The sequence below is a fragment of the Pantoea sp. PNA 14-12 genome, assembly GCF_004364735.1.
Classification (GTDB): Bacteria; Pseudomonadota; Gammaproteobacteria; order Enterobacterales; family Enterobacteriaceae; genus Pantoea; species Pantoea stewartii.
In genome coordinates this window covers 123775-140108 of record NZ_SOAJ01000006.1, presented here as the reverse complement: position 1 = coordinate 140108, position 16334 = coordinate 123775, and the positions used below count along the sequence as shown (strand labels likewise).

Here is a 16334-nt window from a genome sequence, read left to right as displayed (position 1 = left end):
AGAACGGACTTCATGACTGAGAGGGTACGCTGGTGCGCTCACGCAATCAGGTGCCAGAATCGAAGGGACGACATATGAAAATGATGAAAAGGTTACCGTTGGCTGGCGTGATGTGTTGCGCAGTCGCTTCCGGTGGATGTTCCAGCGTCATGACGCATACCGGTGCAAGTCAGGGCTACTATCCGGGCACACGTGCCAGTGCTGACATTCTGACGGACAGTCAGGCCAGCTGGGCGCTAAAGCCCCTGGCGCTGGTTGATCTGCCTTTTTCTGCCGTCATGGATACGCTGTTACTGCCCTGGGATTACTATCGCAGCGACAAGGATAAAGCCCTGGATTCGCCGCGCGCCCGCGTGCTTCAGAGTGAAAAACTGGCCCACACCGAGGAAAATCTGGCGCATGCTCAGCCCATGCCCGCTATGCAACCGTCACAGTAAACAGGTGCTGCCAGCCCTCTTTTTCCCGCATAAAAGCGATCTTTTTTCCATCCGGTGACCAGACCACCGCATCCCCGGACGGTGCCGACCCGGTGCGGGCGGTTAAGCGTTCGCACTCTCCCGTTTGCCAGTGACACAGCATCACGCTGTTGTCGCAAATAAAGGCAATGGCTTCACCACGAGGATGCCAGCTAAATGCAGACTGAATGCTGTGGTTCAGCCGCGTTACCTGACGCGGTTCACCGCCGTTAGGCGATACCCACCATAATTGAATCACCTGCTGGCTGTCCGCCATCAAAAAGGCGATAGCGCTGCCATCGGGTGAGCTACGTAACCAGTGGCGAGGTTGCTGCGCCAGTCCCTTGCTATAGGTTAACCGTCGCTGTTGAACCCCCGCTGGTGGCGCAGGTAGATGGTGGCTGTCCCCTTCCAGCGGTGAGCGGCCGGGTTTGGCATAGGCTTCCAGTGCCTCTGGCAAATCGACGACAAATACCTCGGGATGCTTGTCTCCTGCCGCGGAAAGCGTGTCGCCAATAAAGGCGATGGCCCAGCGTTGACGGCTGCCGTCCGGCTTTTCATAGCCCTGATGACCAATCCAGCACTCTTCATAGGCCCGATTGATTTGATCGCTGCCCGGCTGTGGGTGCGCTGTCGTTTCACTGACTACTACACAAAAATGGCTGCCATCATATTCGCGCGGATGCTGTTTTTCTGGTTTCACTGCTTTTAACGGGACGGCAATGCCGACATTGCGCAGATCAAGACTGATATCCAGCTCGTGCATCACGTGATCGTTATAGGTGAAGCTGAGGCGCGAGCCATCCGGACTAAAAACATGGACGTGAGAACCGCCGCGCAAAGCACCTGGCGTAAAGGGCGGCGTGATATCGCATGCATCCAGACTGGCGGCCTGACCCGCTTCAATGATCACGCCGCGGCGATGATGAAAGTCATAATGCCAGTTGTCGTCAGGATGCTCTGGCCCATGAATACAGACATAGCGCTCGGGTAAGGTGGGACAAACCGTCACCACGCCAACATGGGCGCCCGCCGTTGCCTCATACAGCACTTCCACTTCGCCGGTATTCACATTAACGCGTTCAATTGTCTTACCGGTGAACGACGCGCCGGAAGGCCGCACATCAAAGGCCAGCCACTGGCTGTCGGGCGTCCAGACGTTGATGTTGGTCAGTTGATGATGACGAGGAGCAAAAGTAATCTGTTTTTCAGGCATGAAAGCACTCGTGAGCAGGCGCGTTATTTGACAGTTGCAGTGATGTTATGGGTAAAACCGTGCAGATGACTGACCTGACTGCGCGGTTTTACCCATAAAAGAAACCGATTAAAGCACCCATTTTTCAATGGCGTGCGCAACCCCATCTTCCATATTGGTTTTGGTCACAAACTGGGCTATTTTTTTCACAGAATCAATCGCATTGCCCATCGCGACGCCGGTCCCTGCGTATTCAATCATCGCCAGATCATTTTCCTGATCGCCTATCGCCATAACCTCTTCCGCTTGCAAACCCAGCTTCTCTGCCAGCATTTTTACGCCATAACCTTTGTTTACCCGACGGTCGAGAATTTCCAGATAGTATGGCGCGCTTTTCAAAATGGTATACGTCTGGTGCGCATGCTCAGGCAGTCTGGCGATGGCCGCATCAAGCAGAGCGGGTTTATCAATCATCATGAGTTTTGGAAAACGCGTTGCCGGATCCATTTCTTCAACGGCCCGATAACGTACCGGGATGCCGGTCAGGCTGGCTTCATGAATTGTAAATTCGCTGATATCTTTATTTGGCGTATACAGGTGTGATTTATCAAACGCCTGAAAATGCACGCCCAGTTCTCTGGCCAGCTTCTCAACATACATGTAATCGTCAAAGCCCAGCGTCACATCGGCGACGACTTCACCATCTTCAGCCCGATGAACAAGCGCGCCATTATTACTGATGCAGTACTGACCTGGCGTGTGGAGATCAAGTTCCATTAAATAACGTTCAATACCAACATAAGGTCGGCCGGTCGCCAACACGATGGAAACCCCTTTTTCCCGGGCGCGGTTCAGTGCCGATTTTACGCCTGCGGTGATCTCGTGCTGCGGATTCAGCAGCGTGCCATCCATATCAATTGCGATCAGTTTAATAGCCATAGCATCCTCATTGTGTCGGGTTTACAGCAATGCTAGCGCGATTCAGCTCACATTGACCAGTTTATCGGCGCTTTTCAGCACGCGTGAACCATAACGCGTCACGTTTCGGTTCACGATGATCTGGCAAAAAAAAACCCTTCACGAGGAAGGGTTTTACATCTTTTGGCGCGATTAGATATCGATGTTTGCGGCTTTCAACGCATTCTCTTCGATGAAGGCGCGGCGTGGTTCAACGGCATCCCCCATCAGGGTTGTAAACAGCTGGTCGGCGGCGATCGCATCTTTAATGGTGACACGCAGCATGCGACGGCTGTCTGGATCCATTGTCGTTTCCCACAACTGATCCGGGTTCATCTCACCCAGACCTTTATAGCGCTGTACAGACAGACCACGACGGGATTCTTTCACCAGCCACTCAATCGCCTGTTCGAAGCTGGATACCGGTTGACGGCGCTCACCGCGCTCAATGTAAGCATCCTCTTCCAGCAGGCCGCGCAGTTTGCCACCCAGGGCGCAAATTTTGCGGTATTCCGGCCCCATAATAAACTCGCTGTCCAGAGGATAATCCGTGTCCACGCCATGGGTCCGTACGCGTAAAACAGGCTCAAACTGATTCAGCTCACGATTTTCACGTACGTGTGCCACATAGGTGCTGCCGTGCGCTTCACGTTCAGTCAGATAGCTCACCAGTCCGTTAATCCAGGCGTTAACGGCCGCTTCATTACTCAGATCGCTCAGCGTGTCGTGATAGACCAGCGCACGTAACATCGCCAGTGGAAAACGGCGCTCCATACGTTTGATCATCTTCTGCGTGCTGTTAAAGTCCGCGACCAGAGATTCAAGCGGCTCACCACCTAATGCCGGTGCGCTGGCATTGGTGTGCAGCGTCGTTCCGTCGAGGGCGATAGCGATCTGATACTGATCCATCGCCTCATCGTCTTTAATATACTGTTCCTGCTTGCCTTTTTTCACTTTATACAGCGGCGGCTGAGCAATGTAGACGTGACCACGCTCAATAATTTCTGGCATCTGACGATAGAAAAAGGTCAACAGCAGTGTACGAATGTGCGAGCCGTCGACGTCCGCATCGGTCATGATGATGATGCTGTGATAGCGCAGTTTATCCGGGTTATATTCGTCGCGGCCAATGCCGCAGCCCAGCGCGGTAATCAGCGTAGCCACTTCCTGAGACGCCAGCATCTTATCGAAACGCGCCTTCTCAACGTTCAGAATTTTCCCTTTCAGCGGCAGAATAGCCTGGTTTTTACGGTTACGGCCTTGCTTGGCAGAACCGCCCGCGGAGTCACCCTCCACCAGGTAGATTTCAGACAGAGCCGGATCGCGCTCCTGACAATCCGCCAGCTTGCCCGGCAGGCCAGCCAGATCCAGCGCACCTTTGCGGCGTGTCATTTCACGGGCACGGCGCGCGGCTTCACGGGCGCGGGCGGCATCAATGATTTTGCCGACAACGATTTTTGCATCGCCCGGATTTTCCAGCAGATATTCCGCCAGCAGTTCATTCATCTGCTGCTCAACGGCCGATTTCACTTCAGAAGACACCAGCTTGTCTTTGGTCTGTGAAGAGAATTTTGGATCCGGCACTTTCACCGACACCACGGCAATCAGGCCCTCACGCGCGTCATCACCGGTGGCGCTGACTTTGGCCTTCTTGCTGTATCCCTCTTTATCCATGTAGGCATTCAGGGTACGCGTCATCGCGGCGCGGAAACCGGCAAGGTGCGTACCGCCGTCGCGTTGAGGAATGTTGTTAGTGAAGCAGTAGATGTTCTCCTGGAAGCCGTCGTTCCACTGCAGGGCTACTTCCACGCCAATGCCGTCTTTTTCGGTTGAGAAATAGAATACGGTCGGATGGATAGGCGTTTTGTTCTTGTTCAGGTACTCAACAAACGCTTTAATCCCACCTTCATAGTGGAAATGGTCGTTTTTGCCGTCACGTTTGTCTTCCAGACGAATGGAAACACCGGAGTTCAGGAAAGAGAGCTCACGCAGGCGCTTCGCCAGAATGTCGTATTCGAAGTCGGTCACGTTGGTGAACGTGTCATGGCTTGGCCAGAAACGGATACGGGTACCGGTCGCGTCGGTATCGCCTGTCACCGCCAGCGGCGCCTCGGGCACGCCATGCAGATAAATCTGCTGGTGCACTTTGCCTTCGCGACGAATGGTCAGCTCCAGCTTCTGTGACAGGGCGTTAACCACAGACACGCCCACGCCGTGCAGGCCGCCCGAGACTTTATACGAGTTATCGTCGAACTTACCGCCAGCGTGCAGCACCGTCATGATCACTTCTGCCGCGGACACGCCTTCTTCTTCGTGGATACCGGTTGGAATACCGCGTCCGTCATCCTGTACGGAAACCGAGTTGTCCGCATGGATGGTGACAACGATATCTTTACAGTGACCGGCGAGCGCTTCGTCGATTGCGTTATCCACGACCTCGAATACCATGTGATGCAGACCGGTTCCGTCATCGGTATCGCCGATGTACATGCCCGGGCGTTTGCGTACCGCATCAAGTCCTTTCAGAACTTTGATACTTGAAGAGTCATAAGAATTCGACATCAACGTTTCTCGCTCATTTAATCTTTAGGTTGAACCGCTATTTTACCCTGTTCCACGCGGAACATCTTGCCCTTTTCGTCAGTCATGTCGATTACATGCTCGGACGAGATGGCGCTGACAAAGACCTGAGCCTGAGTCGCCTTCAGTCGTTCCGCCAGCAGGCGGCGGCGACTGTCGTCCAGTTCAGAGGCAAAGTCATCAATGAGGTAAACACAACGGCGTCCGCTCTGGTTAGTCAGGAACTCGCCCTGCGCCAGACGCAATGCACACATCAGCAGTTTAAGCTGCCCGCGTGAGAGTAAATCTTCCACCGGCGTACCTTCGGCACGAATACGAAAGTCCGCTTTATGCGGGCCGCTGGCGGTGTAGGTTAAGGCCCGATCGCGTTCAAAGTTGCGTTCAAGCAGTTCGGCATAATCGCTCTCTTTGTCCCAGCCGCGCTGGAACGAAAAACGCAGATCAAATTCGGGTAAAAACTGCCCGCAGGTGGTTACGATCTCGGCTGAGATCGCGTCACTGTACTCGGCGCGCCACTGGCTAATCTGTTCGGCCAGCGGCACCAGTTCTTGATCCCAGGGACGAACCTGACTGTAGCGCGTGACCTGACGCAATGCCGCATTGCGCTGTTTGAGCAGGCGCCGCAGGTTGCTCCAGGCATTAAAAAAACCCGGCGTATTGTGAAAGCAGCCCCAGTCGACATAGGCTCTGCGATATTTAGGACCGCCATTAAGTAGGGTAAAACCCTCTGGCGTGATCAACTGCATCGGCAGTAACTGCGCCAGCTCGGCCACTTTATGTCCGTCGCTGCCGTCAATGCGGACTTTGCTCTCCCCGGCGCGATTTTTACTGAGCCCGACGGAGAACTCGCGCTCCTGGCCTTCCAGCCGGCCATGCAGCACAAAGGCGGCCTGATCGTGCCGAATTACCCGTCCCGCCTGCAAACTGCGAAACGCACGTCCGTGGCCCAGCGTATAGATCGCCTCAAGCACGCTGGTTTTGCCGCTACCGTTCGCGCCCACCAGAAAATTAAATCCCGGCGCTAACGCCAGGTCAGCCTGTTCAATATTGCGAAAATCTTTTATTAGCAGGCGGGTTAAAGCCATGAATCAATCCAGCGTGAAGGGCAAAAGTCAGAATGAAAGGGATTGTGCCTTTGAAAAACAAGCCGCTCGGGTCACGGACAATACCGTCCGAAACCCGAATGGCGAGCAGGCCAGCGTACGATGGCCTACAGGCGCATAGGCATGACGACATAGGCCGCCGCCGGGCTGACGACATCTTCAATCTGCACACTCGACACAGAATCCGTCAGCAGCAAACGGACGTTCTCGCACTTCAGCGCATTCAGCACGTCCAGCACGTAACTCACGTTGAACCCAATTTCCAGCTCGCTGCCGTTATAGCTGACATCCAGCATCTCTTCCGCTTCTTCCTGTTCAGGGTTATTCGCGGTAATTTTTAGCTGATTTTCGGTGATATGCAGACGAACGCCACGGAATTTCTCATTCGACAGAATCGCAGCACGGGCAAACGCCTGTTTCAGCAGATCGCAACCGGCTTCCAGCACCTTATCCGGATTCTTGGGCAACACACGACGATAATCCGGGAAGCGACCATCCACCAGCTTAGAGGTGAAGATATAGTCGCCCACATGTGCACGGATATTACTGCTGCCAATCTGTACCTGAAGCGGCGTATCGCCGCCATCCAGCAGACGCAACAGCTCGATAACCCCTTTACGCGGCACGATGACCGAATGGCTGGGCAGCGCCTGGCCAACGGGCATGGAACAGACGGCCAGACGGTGACCATCGGTGGCGACCGTACGCAGTTCTTCGCCTTCGGTCTCAAACATCATGCCGTTCAGGTAGTAACGCACGTCCTGATGCGCCATGGAAAACTGCGTGGCTTCAATAAGCCGTTTCAGCGTTGCCTGCGGCAGCGTGAATTCCACCTCGCTCTGCCAGTCATCCAGGTTGGGGAAGTCGCTGGCGGGCAAGGTCGAAAGCGAGAAACGGCTGCGGCCAGAGCGCACCAACATCCGTTCGCCTTCCAGTGTGACGTTGATCTCTGCGCCTTCCGGCAGGCCGCGACAAATATCGAGAAATTTGCGTGCCGGCACGGTGGTTGCGCCAGGCTCGTGCGCCTGAGTAAGCGCCACGCGCGCCACCATTTCCATTTCCAAATCGGTGCCGGTCAGCAACAGCGATCCGTCATTCACCTGCATCAGCAGGTTGCCAAGGATCGGCAGCGTCGGACGACCACCAAGGGGGCCGCTGACTTGCTGCAGCGGCTTTAGCAACTGTTCACGTTCAACAATAAATTTCATAGCGTCACGAAGATAATGTTCTGATGAGATTAGAGAAATCTTCTTTGATGTCGTGGCTTTCTTCACGCAACTGCTCAATCTTGCGGCAGGCATGAAGCACCGTGGTATGGTCGCGACCGCCAAAAGCATCGCCAATTTCCGGCAAACTGTGGTTGGTCAGCTCTTTCGCCATCGCCATCGCCATTTGACGCGGACGCGCGACTGAGCGCGAACGGCGCTTAGAGAGCAAATCCGCGACTTTAATTTTGTAGTACTCCGCAACGGTCTTCTGAATATTATCAATAGTGACCAGTTTTTCCTGCAGGGCCAGCAGATCCCGCAATGCTTCGCGGACGAAATCGATCGTAATCGCCCGACCGGTAAAGTTAGCGTTCGCAATCACCCGGTTCAGTGCCCCTTCCAGCTCACGCACGTTCGAACGTAAACGCTTGGCAATAAAGAAGGCCACTTCGCCCGGCAAACGAATGTCGTTTTCGTCCGCCTTTTTCATCAGGATCGCAACGCGGGTTTCCAGTTCAGGCGGTTCGATCGCCACGGTCAGGCCCCAGCCAAACCGTGACTTCAGTCGATCTTCAACCCCGTTGATCTCTTTGGGGTAACGATCCGACGTCAAAATGATCTGTTGATTGCCTTCCAGCAGGGCATTGAAGGTGTGAAAAAATTCTTCCTGCGAACGCTCTTTATTGGCAAAAAACTGAATGTCATCGATCAACAGCGCATCAACCGAGCGGTAGTAACGCTTAAACTCTTCAATCGCGTTATTTTGCAGCGCTTTTACCATGTCCTGCACAAAGCGCTCGGAATGCATGTAAACCACTTTCGCATTTGGCTTACGCGCAATGATGCCATTACCCACGGCGTGCAGCAGGTGAGTTTTGCCGAGGCCAGTACCGCCATAAAGGAACAACGGATTGTAGGCACCGCCAGGGTTATCGGCCACCTGGCGTGCCGCCGCGCGCGCCAGTTGGTTAGATTTACCTTCAACAAAGTTGTCGAAGTTATGGCGATTGTTAACATTGGACCGATAGGTCACATCCGCAGGAGCAGGCACGTTGTCCCAGCTCGGACGTAAAATCTGTGTCGGTGCCGGACGGCTTGGCACAGGCTCCGCCGGCGCACTGACGCTGGCCATCGCGGGCTGGCTGACCGCTGCGGCGTGTTGAACCGGACGCGTGCCCACCTCAAAACGCAACAGCGGGACATTGGCACCGCAGAATTCGTTCAGCAATGCGTTAATGCTGTTTAGGTATTTATCCCGAACCCAGTCGAGTACGAAGCGGTTAGGAGCATACAAGGCAAGCGTATTGTCGTTTAATTCAGCCTGTAGTGGACGGATCCACATGCTGAATTCGGTGGCAGGAAGCTCATCCTGCAAACGGGCAAGACACTGTTGCCAAAGCGTAAGTGACACGGCGGACTCCACTCGTACAAATTCGATAAGAAAAAGTAGGCACTAATCTAAGAAACGTTCATTTTTGACACAGACGAAAGAAAGCGCCTGCGACCGCTATCAGCGGTTTTCCACCCCGCAACCATCGGAGGATCGCCAGAGGAAGGGCGGATCATAGCGCAAAGCGCGACAGAGATCTTCCCTTTCTACACAGTTTTTCTCCTTTTTATCCACAGGGCATGAACGCGGGTAAAAGTCTACGCCTGCGGCAGAAAAAACCACCTGGGATCGTGCTGAATGATCCAAATTTTCGGACGGCTTCTCGTTTTTGACGTGTGGCAGGCGAATTTGATCGCAATAAGATCCTGCGCGATCCTTGCGCTTTAACGCAGACCCCGTATAATTCTCCCCCCGGCGTTGTCGCGTAAAGCTCAATGCCCGGACTCAGCGGGCTGTATCCGGGTTTTCTGGCGCCGCGACAAGCGAAGTAAATTGACTCGGGACTGTACAATTATTACAATCCCGCCTCTTTATTAAAGACACATTGAGGCGTCGGTCTGTTTGTTGGCCCGAAAACGCGTCACCCAGTGAAAATTTTCAAGTTTAGGTAGAAATCGCCATGAAACGCACTTTTCAACCGTCCGTACTGAAGCGCAACCGTTCACACGGCTTCCGTGCTCGTATGGCTACTAAAAATGGTCGTCAGGTTCTGGCACGTCGTCGTGCTAAAGGCCGCGCTCGTCTGACCGTTTCTAAGTAATAAAGCTAACCCTGATGGGTAAGCTCGCATTTCCCAGGGAGTTACGTTTGTTAACTCCCACTCATTTCACTTTCGTCTTTCAGCAGCCACAACGGGCTGGCACGCCGCAAATTACTATTCTCGGCCGCCTTAACGCGCTGGGGTATCCCCGCATCGGTCTTACCGTCGCGAAAAAACATGTGAAACGCGCTCACGAACGTAACCGGATCAAGCGATTGACCCGCGAAAGCTTTCGTCTGCGTCAACATGAATTGCCGTCGATGGACTTTGTGGTGGTCGCGAAAAAGGGTGTTGCCGATCTCGATAACCGTATGTTGGCGGAAGCGTTGGAGAAATTATGGCGTCGTCACTGTCGCCTGGCGCGCGGTTCCTGATCGTCCTGATACGCGTATATCAACGCGGTATCAGTCCATTGCTGGGGCCACACTGTCGGTTTCATCCGACCTGCTCTCAATACGGAATTGAGGCCTTACGCAGGTTTGGCGTGATAAAAGGCAGTTGGTTGACTTTAAAACGCGTATTAAAATGCCACCCTTTGAACCCGGGTGGTGACGATCCTGTGCCGCCAAAAACCTTTGATACCAGAGAACATTAACGATGGATTCGCAACGCAATCTCTTTCTCATCGCTTTTCTGTTCGTGTCTTTCATGATCTGGCAAGCCTGGCAGACGGACCACGCTCCGAAGCCATTGCAGACCCAGACCACGCAAAACACCAACAGCGCTGCCGGTGATGCTACCGGTGTTCCCGCCAGTGGCCAGGGTAAAACGATCACCGTTAAGACCGATGTCCTGTCATTAACCATCAACACTCGCGGTGGCGATGTTGATCAGGCGCTGCTGCTGACTTACCCGGATAAGCTGGGTTCTGACAAGCCGTTTGAGCTGCTTGAAACCACACCATCGTTTGTCTACCAGGCGCAGAGCGGTCTGACTGGCCGTAATGGTCCGGACAACCCGAACAACGGTGCGCGTCCGCTGTATACCACGGCACAGGATCACTTCGAACTGGCTGACGGTCAGAGCGAGCTGCGTGTTCCGATGACGTTCACGGCTGAAAACGGCGTTGTCTATACCAAAACGTTTGTGTTCAAGCGTGGCGACTATGCAGTTAACGTTGATTACAACATTAACAACACCAGTCAGCAGCCGCTGGAAGTGTCAATGTTTGGTCAGTTAAAACAGACCATCGATTTGCCTAAGCACCGCGATACCGGCAGCAATAACTTTGCGCTGCATACCTTCCGCGGTACGGCTTACTCCACCAGCGAATCGAAATACGAAAAGATTAAGTTCGATACTATCGCCGATAACGAAAACCTCAACACCACCACCACCAATGGCTGGGTGGCGATGTTGCAGCAGTATTTCGCTACCGCCTGGGTGCCGCGCACGCAGGGAACCAACACGCTTTACACCAGCAATCTGGGAAATGGCGTGGCGGCTATCGGCTATAAATCTGCGCCGGTCACCGTTGCACCGAGTGCACAGCAGACACTGGATGCCACACTGTGGGTAGGTCCGGAAATTCAGGATAAAATGGCCGCGATTGCGCCGCATCTTGACCTGACTGTGGACTATGGCTGGTTATGGTTCATCTCTCAGCCGCTGTTTAAACTGTTGAAGTTCATTCACAGCTTTATCGGTAACTGGGGCTTCTCCATCATCATCATCACGTTCATCGTGCGTGGCATCATGTACCCGCTGACGAAAGCGCAGTACACCTCGATGGCGAAAATGCGCATGCTGCAGCCGAAGATTCAGGCGATGCGTGAGCGTTTAGGGGATGATAAGCAGAAGCAGAGCCAGGAAATGATGGCGCTGTATAAGGCTGAAAAAGTGAATCCGCTGGGTGGCTGTCTGCCGCTGGTGATTCAGATGCCTATCTTCCTGGCCTTGTACTACATGCTGTCTGGCTCGGTTGAACTGCGTCATGCGCCGTTTATTTTATGGATTCATGACCTGTCAGCGCAGGATCCGTACTATATTCTGCCGATCCTGATGGGCATCACCATGTTCTTCATTCAGAAGATGTCACCGACGACGGTGACCGATCCGATGCAGCAGAAGATCATGACGTATATGCCTGTAATTTTCACCGTGTTCTTCCTGTGGTTCCCGTCAGGTCTGGTGTTGTACTACATCGTCAGTAACCTGGTGACCATTCTCCAGCAGCAGCTGATCTATCGCGGGCTGGAAAAACGTGGCTTACACAGCCGCGACAAGAAGAAAGCGTAAAACCGTCGCGGGAGGTCTCCCGCGATAAAACAGGTTATGCTCAGGCGGTCAAAGCGACCGCCTTTGTTTTTTGTAGTGAGAGAAAATGTATGAGCCATAGCGATACCATTGTTGCTCAGGCCACGCCGCCCGGACGCGGCGGCGTTGGCATTTTGCGTGTTTCCGGTCCGCAGGCCGCAGAGGTTGCCCGCCAGGTGCTGGGTAAACTCCCTAAACCACGTTATGCCGACTACTTATCGTTTAACGACAGTGATGGCAGCGTGCTGGATCAGGGCATCGCGCTATGGTTTCCTGGCCCTAACTCCTTTACCGGCGAGGATGTGCTGGAGCTGCAAGGTCACGGCGGCCCGGTGATTCTGGATCTGCTGCTGAAACGGATTGTGGCCCTGCCCGGATTACGTATCGCGCAGCCTGGGGAGTTTTCTGAACGCGCGTTTCTGAACGACAAACTCGATCTGGCCCAGGCGGAAGCCATTGCCGATCTGATTGACGCCAGCTCAGAACAGGCCGCGCGTTCGGCGGTAAATTCCCTGCAAGGCGCATTCTCTGTCCGTGTTAACCAGCTTGTGGAAGCCCTGACTCACCTGCGTATCTACGTGGAAGCGGCCATTGACTTTCCAGATGAAGAGATCGATTTCCTGTCTGACGGCAAAATCGAAGGGCAGCTTAATGCTGTCATTCGCGATCTCGATGCGGTGCGCGCGGAAGCCAGACAGGGCAGCCTGCTGCGCGAAGGGATGAAAGTCGTCATTGCCGGTCGGCCAAATGCCGGAAAATCGAGCCTGCTTAATGCACTTGCCGGGCGTGAAGCGGCTATCGTCACGGATATCGCCGGCACCACGCGCGATGTGCTGCGTGAACACATCCATATTGATGGTATGCCACTGCATATCATTGATACCGCCGGTTTACGCGAAGCCAGTGATGAGGTGGAACGTATCGGCATCGAGCGCGCCTGGCATGAAATAGAACAGGCGGACCGCGTGCTGTTTATGGTTGATGGCACCACCACGCAGGCGACCGAACCGGCGGAAATCTGGCCCGATTTTGTCGCTCGCCTGCCGTCTCAACTGCCGATCACCGTGGTGCGGAATAAAGCGGACATCACCGGTGAAACGCTCGGCCTGACGGACGTCAATGGTCATGCCCTGATCAGACTGTCTGCCCGCACCAGCGAAGGGATTGATACCTTACGTGATCACCTCAAACAGACCATGGGGTTTGCCGACAATATGGAAGGCGGCTTCCTGGCGCGCCGTCGTCATTTGCAGGCACTGGAATTAGCCGCAACCCACCTGGAGCAGGGAAAACATCAACTGCTGGGCGCATGGGCAGGGGAATTACTGGCAGAAGAGTTGCGTCTGGCGCAGCAGGCACTGAGTGAAATTACGGGTGAATTTACCTCGGACGATCTGTTAGGCCGGATTTTCTCCAGTTTCTGTATTGGTAAGTAGCTCAGCGGGCAGACGGCGGTGGAAATGTGCATCCAGAAACGCAATCCGCCGTACGTTGCGCATCGGTTGCCGTAACGCAAGGTATGATAACGAGGGATAAGATTGCTCACGTTTTGCGGCGTGCCAGGTCATTCACACTAAACCGGGCGAATAGGCATCCAAAAGCGTGAACGCAACGTACAGGTTAAATACTGGATGTTTTCCTGGAGAGTTATATGACGATACCGCTCGATGATGCCGCGCTGAATACGTTGTTTTACAGGGCCCGTACGCACAGTCACTGGCAGCCTGAACCGGTGCAGCAGTCGCTGCTGGAGAAGCTCTATCAGATGGTTGCCCTGGCACCGACCTCGGCCAACTGCTCACCCGGTCGCTTTGTTTTTGTCACCTCTGCGGAGGGAAAAGAAAAGCTGAAGCCGGCCCTGGCCTCCGGCAACCTTGAGAAAACCCTGCGCGCCCCTGTCACCGTGATTATTGCCTGGGACAGCGAGTTTTATCAGCATCTGACCATGTTGTTTCAACATGCCGATGCGCGAAACTGGTTTACCAACACACCCGATCTGGTTAAAGAAACCGCATTTCGTAACAGTAGCCTGCAGGCAGGCTATCTGATCATGGCCGCGCGTGCGCTGGGGCTGGATGCAGGCCCGATGTCAGGATTCGATCCGCTTAAAGTGAACGCGGCCTTTTTTGCCGGTACCACCTGGCAGGCCAACCTGCTCATTAACCTGGGCTATGGCTTACCCGACAAGCTCCCGCCCCGATTACCCCGGCTGAGCCTGGAGCAGGCCTGCCAGTTCGTCTGAGTTACTGGAGCGTTACGTGCTTACCGTAACGCTCACTGCTTTCCCGCCCTTTGCGTACGGTTTTAATGCGCGTCGATAAAGGCGATTTTCAATACAAACAGCAAGGCGACAATGACGACGCAGGGGCTGATTTCTCGCCAGCGACCGGTGCCCAGCTTCATCACACAGTACGCAATAAAGCCCAGTGCGATGCCTTCTGTAATCGAAAAACTAAAGGGCATCATGGCGGCAGTTACAAATGCCGGGACGGCTTCGGTCAGGTCATCCCATTTGACGCGGGACAGGCTGGCCGTCATCAGCACGCCAACATAGATTAACGCGCCTGCCGCAGCATAGGCCGGTACCATGGCCGCCAGGGGCGATAAAAACGTGACGAGCAGGAACAGAAGGCCTGTGACCACGGCCATCAATCCGGTACGGCCGCCGACAGCTACGCCGGAGGTACTTTCAATATAGGCGGTCACCGATGACGTTCCTGCCAGCGCGCCCGTTACCGAACTGATGCTGTCGACATACAACGCCTGTTTCATGCGCGGGAACGTGCCTTTTTCATCAGCCAGTCCGGCTTTGTCGGTCACGCCAATCAAGGTGCCGGACGAGTCAAACAGATTGACCAGCATAAAGGAGAATATGACGCCTGCCATGCCGATGTTGAACGCGCCTTTAATATCAACCTGACCGACAATCGCGGTGACAGATGGCGGCGCAGAAACTACGCCCGTAAACGTCACGTCGCCCAGCAGCCAACCCAACGCCGTGGTGACGATCATCGAAATGAGCACGGCGGCGTGAATGTTGCGTGAGGCCAGAATGGCGATAATAAAGAATCCCAGCGCACCCAGCAGCACATTGTGTGAGCTGAGGTTACCCACGCTGACCAGCGTATCCGGGTTGGCCACAATGATACCGGCGTTTTTCAGGCCCATCATGGCAATGAACAGGCCAATGCCAGCGGTGATGCCTACGCGCAGGCTAAGCGGAATATTGGCGATCATCCAGTAACGTACCCGCAACAGAGTCAGGATGAGCAGACCCAGTGCGCCCCAGAAGATGGCACCCATGCCGACCTGCCATGAGTAACCCATCGCGCCGACGACCACAAAGGCAAAAAAGGCATTGAGGCCCATCGCCGGGGCCAGGGCGACAGGAAGATTGGCAAACAGCCCCATCAGGATGCTGCCGAACGCGGCAATCAAACAGGTCGTTACGAACACTGCCCGGGTATCCATGCCTGCGACACCTAAAATCTGCGGGTTCACAAAAACAATGTATACCATGGTCAAAAACGTGGTAATGCCTGCGATCACTTCGGTACGAACCGTTGTACCATGCTCCTGCAGTTTGAATACGCGCTGAAAAAGGCCTTGTTTATTCATGCCATTTATCCAGAAGAAAATTTCACCGGCGCGTATCCTGGCGATTTTGCCCCGGCAATACAATGATTTTTCGCAACCGATTGCCATATCCCGGCCCCTCAGGGACACGCTGACGTGTTAAGGTACCCCGAACAAAAGGAGGAGTCAGATGTCTGTTGAATGCGTCTTTTTCGATTGTGACGGTACCCTGGTTGACAGTGAAGTCCTGTGCACCCGCGCGTATGTCACCACCTTTGCCCAGTACGGGATTACGCTCTCTCTGCAGGAGATGTTCGAAAAGTACAAAGGGGTAAAGCTGTATGACATCATCCGCGACGTCAGTGAAACGCATCGGGTCGCTCTGCCTCTGGAGGACGTTGAACCGGCTTACCGGCGCGAAGTGGCCCGTTTGTTTGACCGTGAACTGAAGCCGATAGCCGGTGCGAAGGCACTGGTCGGGCAAATGGCAGTACCGATATGCGTGGTGTCAAACGGCACGGTGAAAAAGATGCAGCACTCGCTGGGCCTCACCGGCATGCTGAGTCATTTCGCTGACCGTCTTTACAGCGGTTACGATATTGGCCACTGGAAGCCCGAACCCGAGCTGATGTTTCACGCAGCCCAACAAATGCAGGTACCCGTCGAGCGCTGTATTTTGGTGGATGACTCCGAAGCGGGGGCGCGTGCCGGTATCGCAGCAGGCATGCCGGTGTTTTATTACTGTGCCGACGCTCATAATCCCGAACTCCATCATCCGCTGGTGACCGTGTTCACCGATATGGCCGCGTTACCCGCGCTGTGGCGCGCCAGAGGCTGGAACCTGACGCGCTGAC

15 protein-coding genes are annotated in these 16334 nt (G+C 54.4%); 8 read left to right on the top strand and 7 right to left on the bottom strand.

Going from position 1 to position 16334, the window contains the following annotated elements; genetic code table 11:
* Window positions 1-74 precede the first annotated feature (74 nt).
* On the top strand, window positions 75-437 hold the full coding sequence (locus C7434_RS19160) for a YceK/YidQ family lipoprotein (RefSeq protein ID WP_006121372.1): 363 nt from the start codon (window positions 75-77) through the stop codon (window positions 435-437).
* Here C7434_RS19160 and C7434_RS19155 read toward each other — a convergent pair.
* The 6 genes from C7434_RS19155 to dnaA all read right to left on the bottom strand — a co-directional run bounded on the left by C7434_RS19155 (window position 418) and on the right by dnaA (window position 8909).
* The gene (locus C7434_RS19155; protein ID WP_033737290.1) at window positions 418-1671 is read right to left on the bottom strand and encodes a DUF3748 domain-containing protein; all 1254 of its coding nucleotides are present in this window, start codon (window positions 1669-1671) and stop codon (window positions 418-420) included. The genes C7434_RS19160 and C7434_RS19155 overlap by 20 nt on opposite strands.
* A gap of 108 nt (window positions 1672-1779) precedes the next feature.
* Entirely contained in the window at window positions 1780-2589 is an 810-nt protein-coding gene (gene yidA, locus C7434_RS19150) for a sugar-phosphatase (RefSeq protein ID WP_006121374.1), read from the bottom strand.
* 171 nt (window positions 2590-2760) lie between these two features.
* A complete protein-coding gene (gene gyrB / locus C7434_RS19145; protein WP_006121375.1) occupies window positions 2761-5169 on the bottom strand; it encodes a DNA topoisomerase (ATP-hydrolyzing) subunit B in 2409 nt (802 codons plus the stop codon).
* A 17-nt stretch (window positions 5170-5186) separates the two neighbouring features.
* The gene (gene recF, locus C7434_RS19140) at window positions 5187-6272 is read right to left on the bottom strand and encodes a DNA replication/repair protein RecF (protein ID WP_006121376.1); all 1086 of its coding nucleotides are present in this window, start codon (window positions 6270-6272) and stop codon (window positions 5187-5189) included.
* Window positions 6273-6397: 125 nt separating this feature from the next.
* Window positions 6398-7498, bottom strand: a complete 1101-nt coding sequence (dnaN, locus tag C7434_RS19135) for a DNA polymerase III subunit beta (protein ID WP_006121377.1) — start codon at window positions 7496-7498, stop codon at window positions 6398-6400.
* A 4-nt stretch (window positions 7499-7502) separates the two neighbouring features.
* A complete protein-coding gene (gene dnaA / locus C7434_RS19130) occupies window positions 7503-8909 on the bottom strand; it encodes a chromosomal replication initiator protein DnaA (protein ID WP_006121378.1) in 1407 nt (468 codons plus the stop codon).
* Between the two features lie 598 nt (window positions 8910-9507).
* Here dnaA and rpmH point away from each other — a divergent pair.
* From rpmH to C7434_RS19095, 6 genes are all read left to right on the top strand, one after another.
* Window positions 9508-9648: a 50S ribosomal protein L34 gene (gene rpmH, locus C7434_RS19120; RefSeq protein ID WP_000831330.1), complete on the top strand. Its 141-nt coding sequence runs from the start codon at window positions 9508-9510 to the stop codon at window positions 9646-9648.
* 14 nt (window positions 9649-9662) lie between these two features.
* Window positions 9663-10022, top strand: a complete 360-nt coding sequence (gene rnpA / locus C7434_RS19115; RefSeq protein WP_013023999.1) for a ribonuclease P protein component — start codon at window positions 9663-9665, stop codon at window positions 10020-10022.
* A complete protein-coding gene (gene yidD / locus C7434_RS19110; RefSeq protein WP_006121380.1) occupies window positions 9986-10243 on the top strand; it encodes a membrane protein insertion efficiency factor YidD in 258 nt (85 codons plus the stop codon). The genes rnpA and yidD overlap by 37 nt, the downstream gene beginning before the upstream one ends.
* Window positions 10244-10245: 2 nt before the next feature.
* Window positions 10246-11886 carry a membrane protein insertase YidC gene (gene yidC / locus C7434_RS19105; protein ID WP_133745820.1) on the top strand — a complete coding sequence of 547 codons (1641 nt, stop codon included), beginning with the start codon at window positions 10246-10248 and terminating at the stop codon, window positions 11884-11886.
* A gap of 89 nt (window positions 11887-11975) precedes the next feature.
* A complete protein-coding gene (mnmE, locus tag C7434_RS19100; protein ID WP_006121382.1) occupies window positions 11976-13340 on the top strand; it encodes a tRNA uridine-5-carboxymethylaminomethyl(34) synthesis GTPase MnmE in 1365 nt (454 codons plus the stop codon).
* A 215-nt stretch (window positions 13341-13555) separates the two neighbouring features.
* Entirely contained in the window at window positions 13556-14146 is a 591-nt protein-coding gene (locus tag C7434_RS19095; RefSeq protein ID WP_033737294.1) for a malonic semialdehyde reductase, read from the top strand.
* 62 nt (window positions 14147-14208) lie between these two features.
* Here C7434_RS19095 and C7434_RS19090 read toward each other — a convergent pair whose 3' ends face one another.
* Complete coding sequence (locus tag C7434_RS19090) at window positions 14209-15522, bottom strand: NCS2 family permease (RefSeq protein WP_033737296.1); 1314 nt, start codon at window positions 15520-15522, stop codon at window positions 14209-14211.
* Between the two features lie 148 nt (window positions 15523-15670).
* On the opposite strand from C7434_RS19090, the gene yieH reads away from it, so the two are divergent.
* Window positions 15671-16333: a 6-phosphogluconate phosphatase gene (gene yieH, locus C7434_RS19085; protein ID WP_033737297.1), complete on the top strand. Its 663-nt coding sequence runs from the start codon at window positions 15671-15673 to the stop codon at window positions 16331-16333.
* Window position 16334: the final 1 nt, after the last annotated feature.

Excerpts from the sequence above, each read along its gene's own strand:
- C7434_RS19160 (WP_006121372.1), top strand. The coding sequence starts at position 75 with ATGAAAATGATGAAAAGGTTACCGTTGGCTGGCGTGATGTGTTGCGCA.
- C7434_RS19155 (WP_033737290.1), bottom strand. The coding sequence starts at position 1,671 with ATGCCTGAAAAACAGATTACTTTTGCTCCTCGTCATCATCAACTGACC.
- yidA (WP_006121374.1), bottom strand. The coding sequence starts at position 2,589 with ATGGCTATTAAACTGATCGCAATTGATATGGATGGCACGCTGCTGAAT.
- gyrB (WP_006121375.1), bottom strand. The coding sequence starts at position 5,169 with ATGTCGAATTCTTATGACTCTTCAAGTATCAAAGTTCTGAAAGGACTT.
- recF (WP_006121376.1), bottom strand. The coding sequence starts at position 6,272 with ATGGCTTTAACCCGCCTGCTAATAAAAGATTTTCGCAATATTGAACAG.
- dnaN (WP_006121377.1), bottom strand. The coding sequence starts at position 7,498 with ATGAAATTTATTGTTGAACGTGAACAGTTGCTAAAGCCGCTGCAGCAA.
- rpmH (WP_000831330.1), top strand. The coding sequence starts at position 9,508 with ATGAAACGCACTTTTCAACCGTCCGTACTGAAGCGCAACCGTTCACAC.
- rnpA (WP_013023999.1), top strand. The coding sequence starts at position 9,663 with ATGGGTAAGCTCGCATTTCCCAGGGAGTTACGTTTGTTAACTCCCACT.
- yidD (WP_006121380.1), top strand. The coding sequence starts at position 9,986 with ATGGCGTCGTCACTGTCGCCTGGCGCGCGGTTCCTGATCGTCCTGATA.
- yidC (WP_133745820.1), top strand. The coding sequence starts at position 10,246 with ATGGATTCGCAACGCAATCTCTTTCTCATCGCTTTTCTGTTCGTGTCT.
- mnmE (WP_006121382.1), top strand. The coding sequence starts at position 11,976 with ATGAGCCATAGCGATACCATTGTTGCTCAGGCCACGCCGCCCGGACGC.
- C7434_RS19095 (WP_033737294.1), top strand. The coding sequence starts at position 13,556 with ATGACGATACCGCTCGATGATGCCGCGCTGAATACGTTGTTTTACAGG.
- C7434_RS19090 (WP_033737296.1), bottom strand. The coding sequence starts at position 15,522 with ATGAATAAACAAGGCCTTTTTCAGCGCGTATTCAAACTGCAGGAGCAT.
- yieH (WP_033737297.1), top strand. The coding sequence starts at position 15,671 with ATGTCTGTTGAATGCGTCTTTTTCGATTGTGACGGTACCCTGGTTGAC.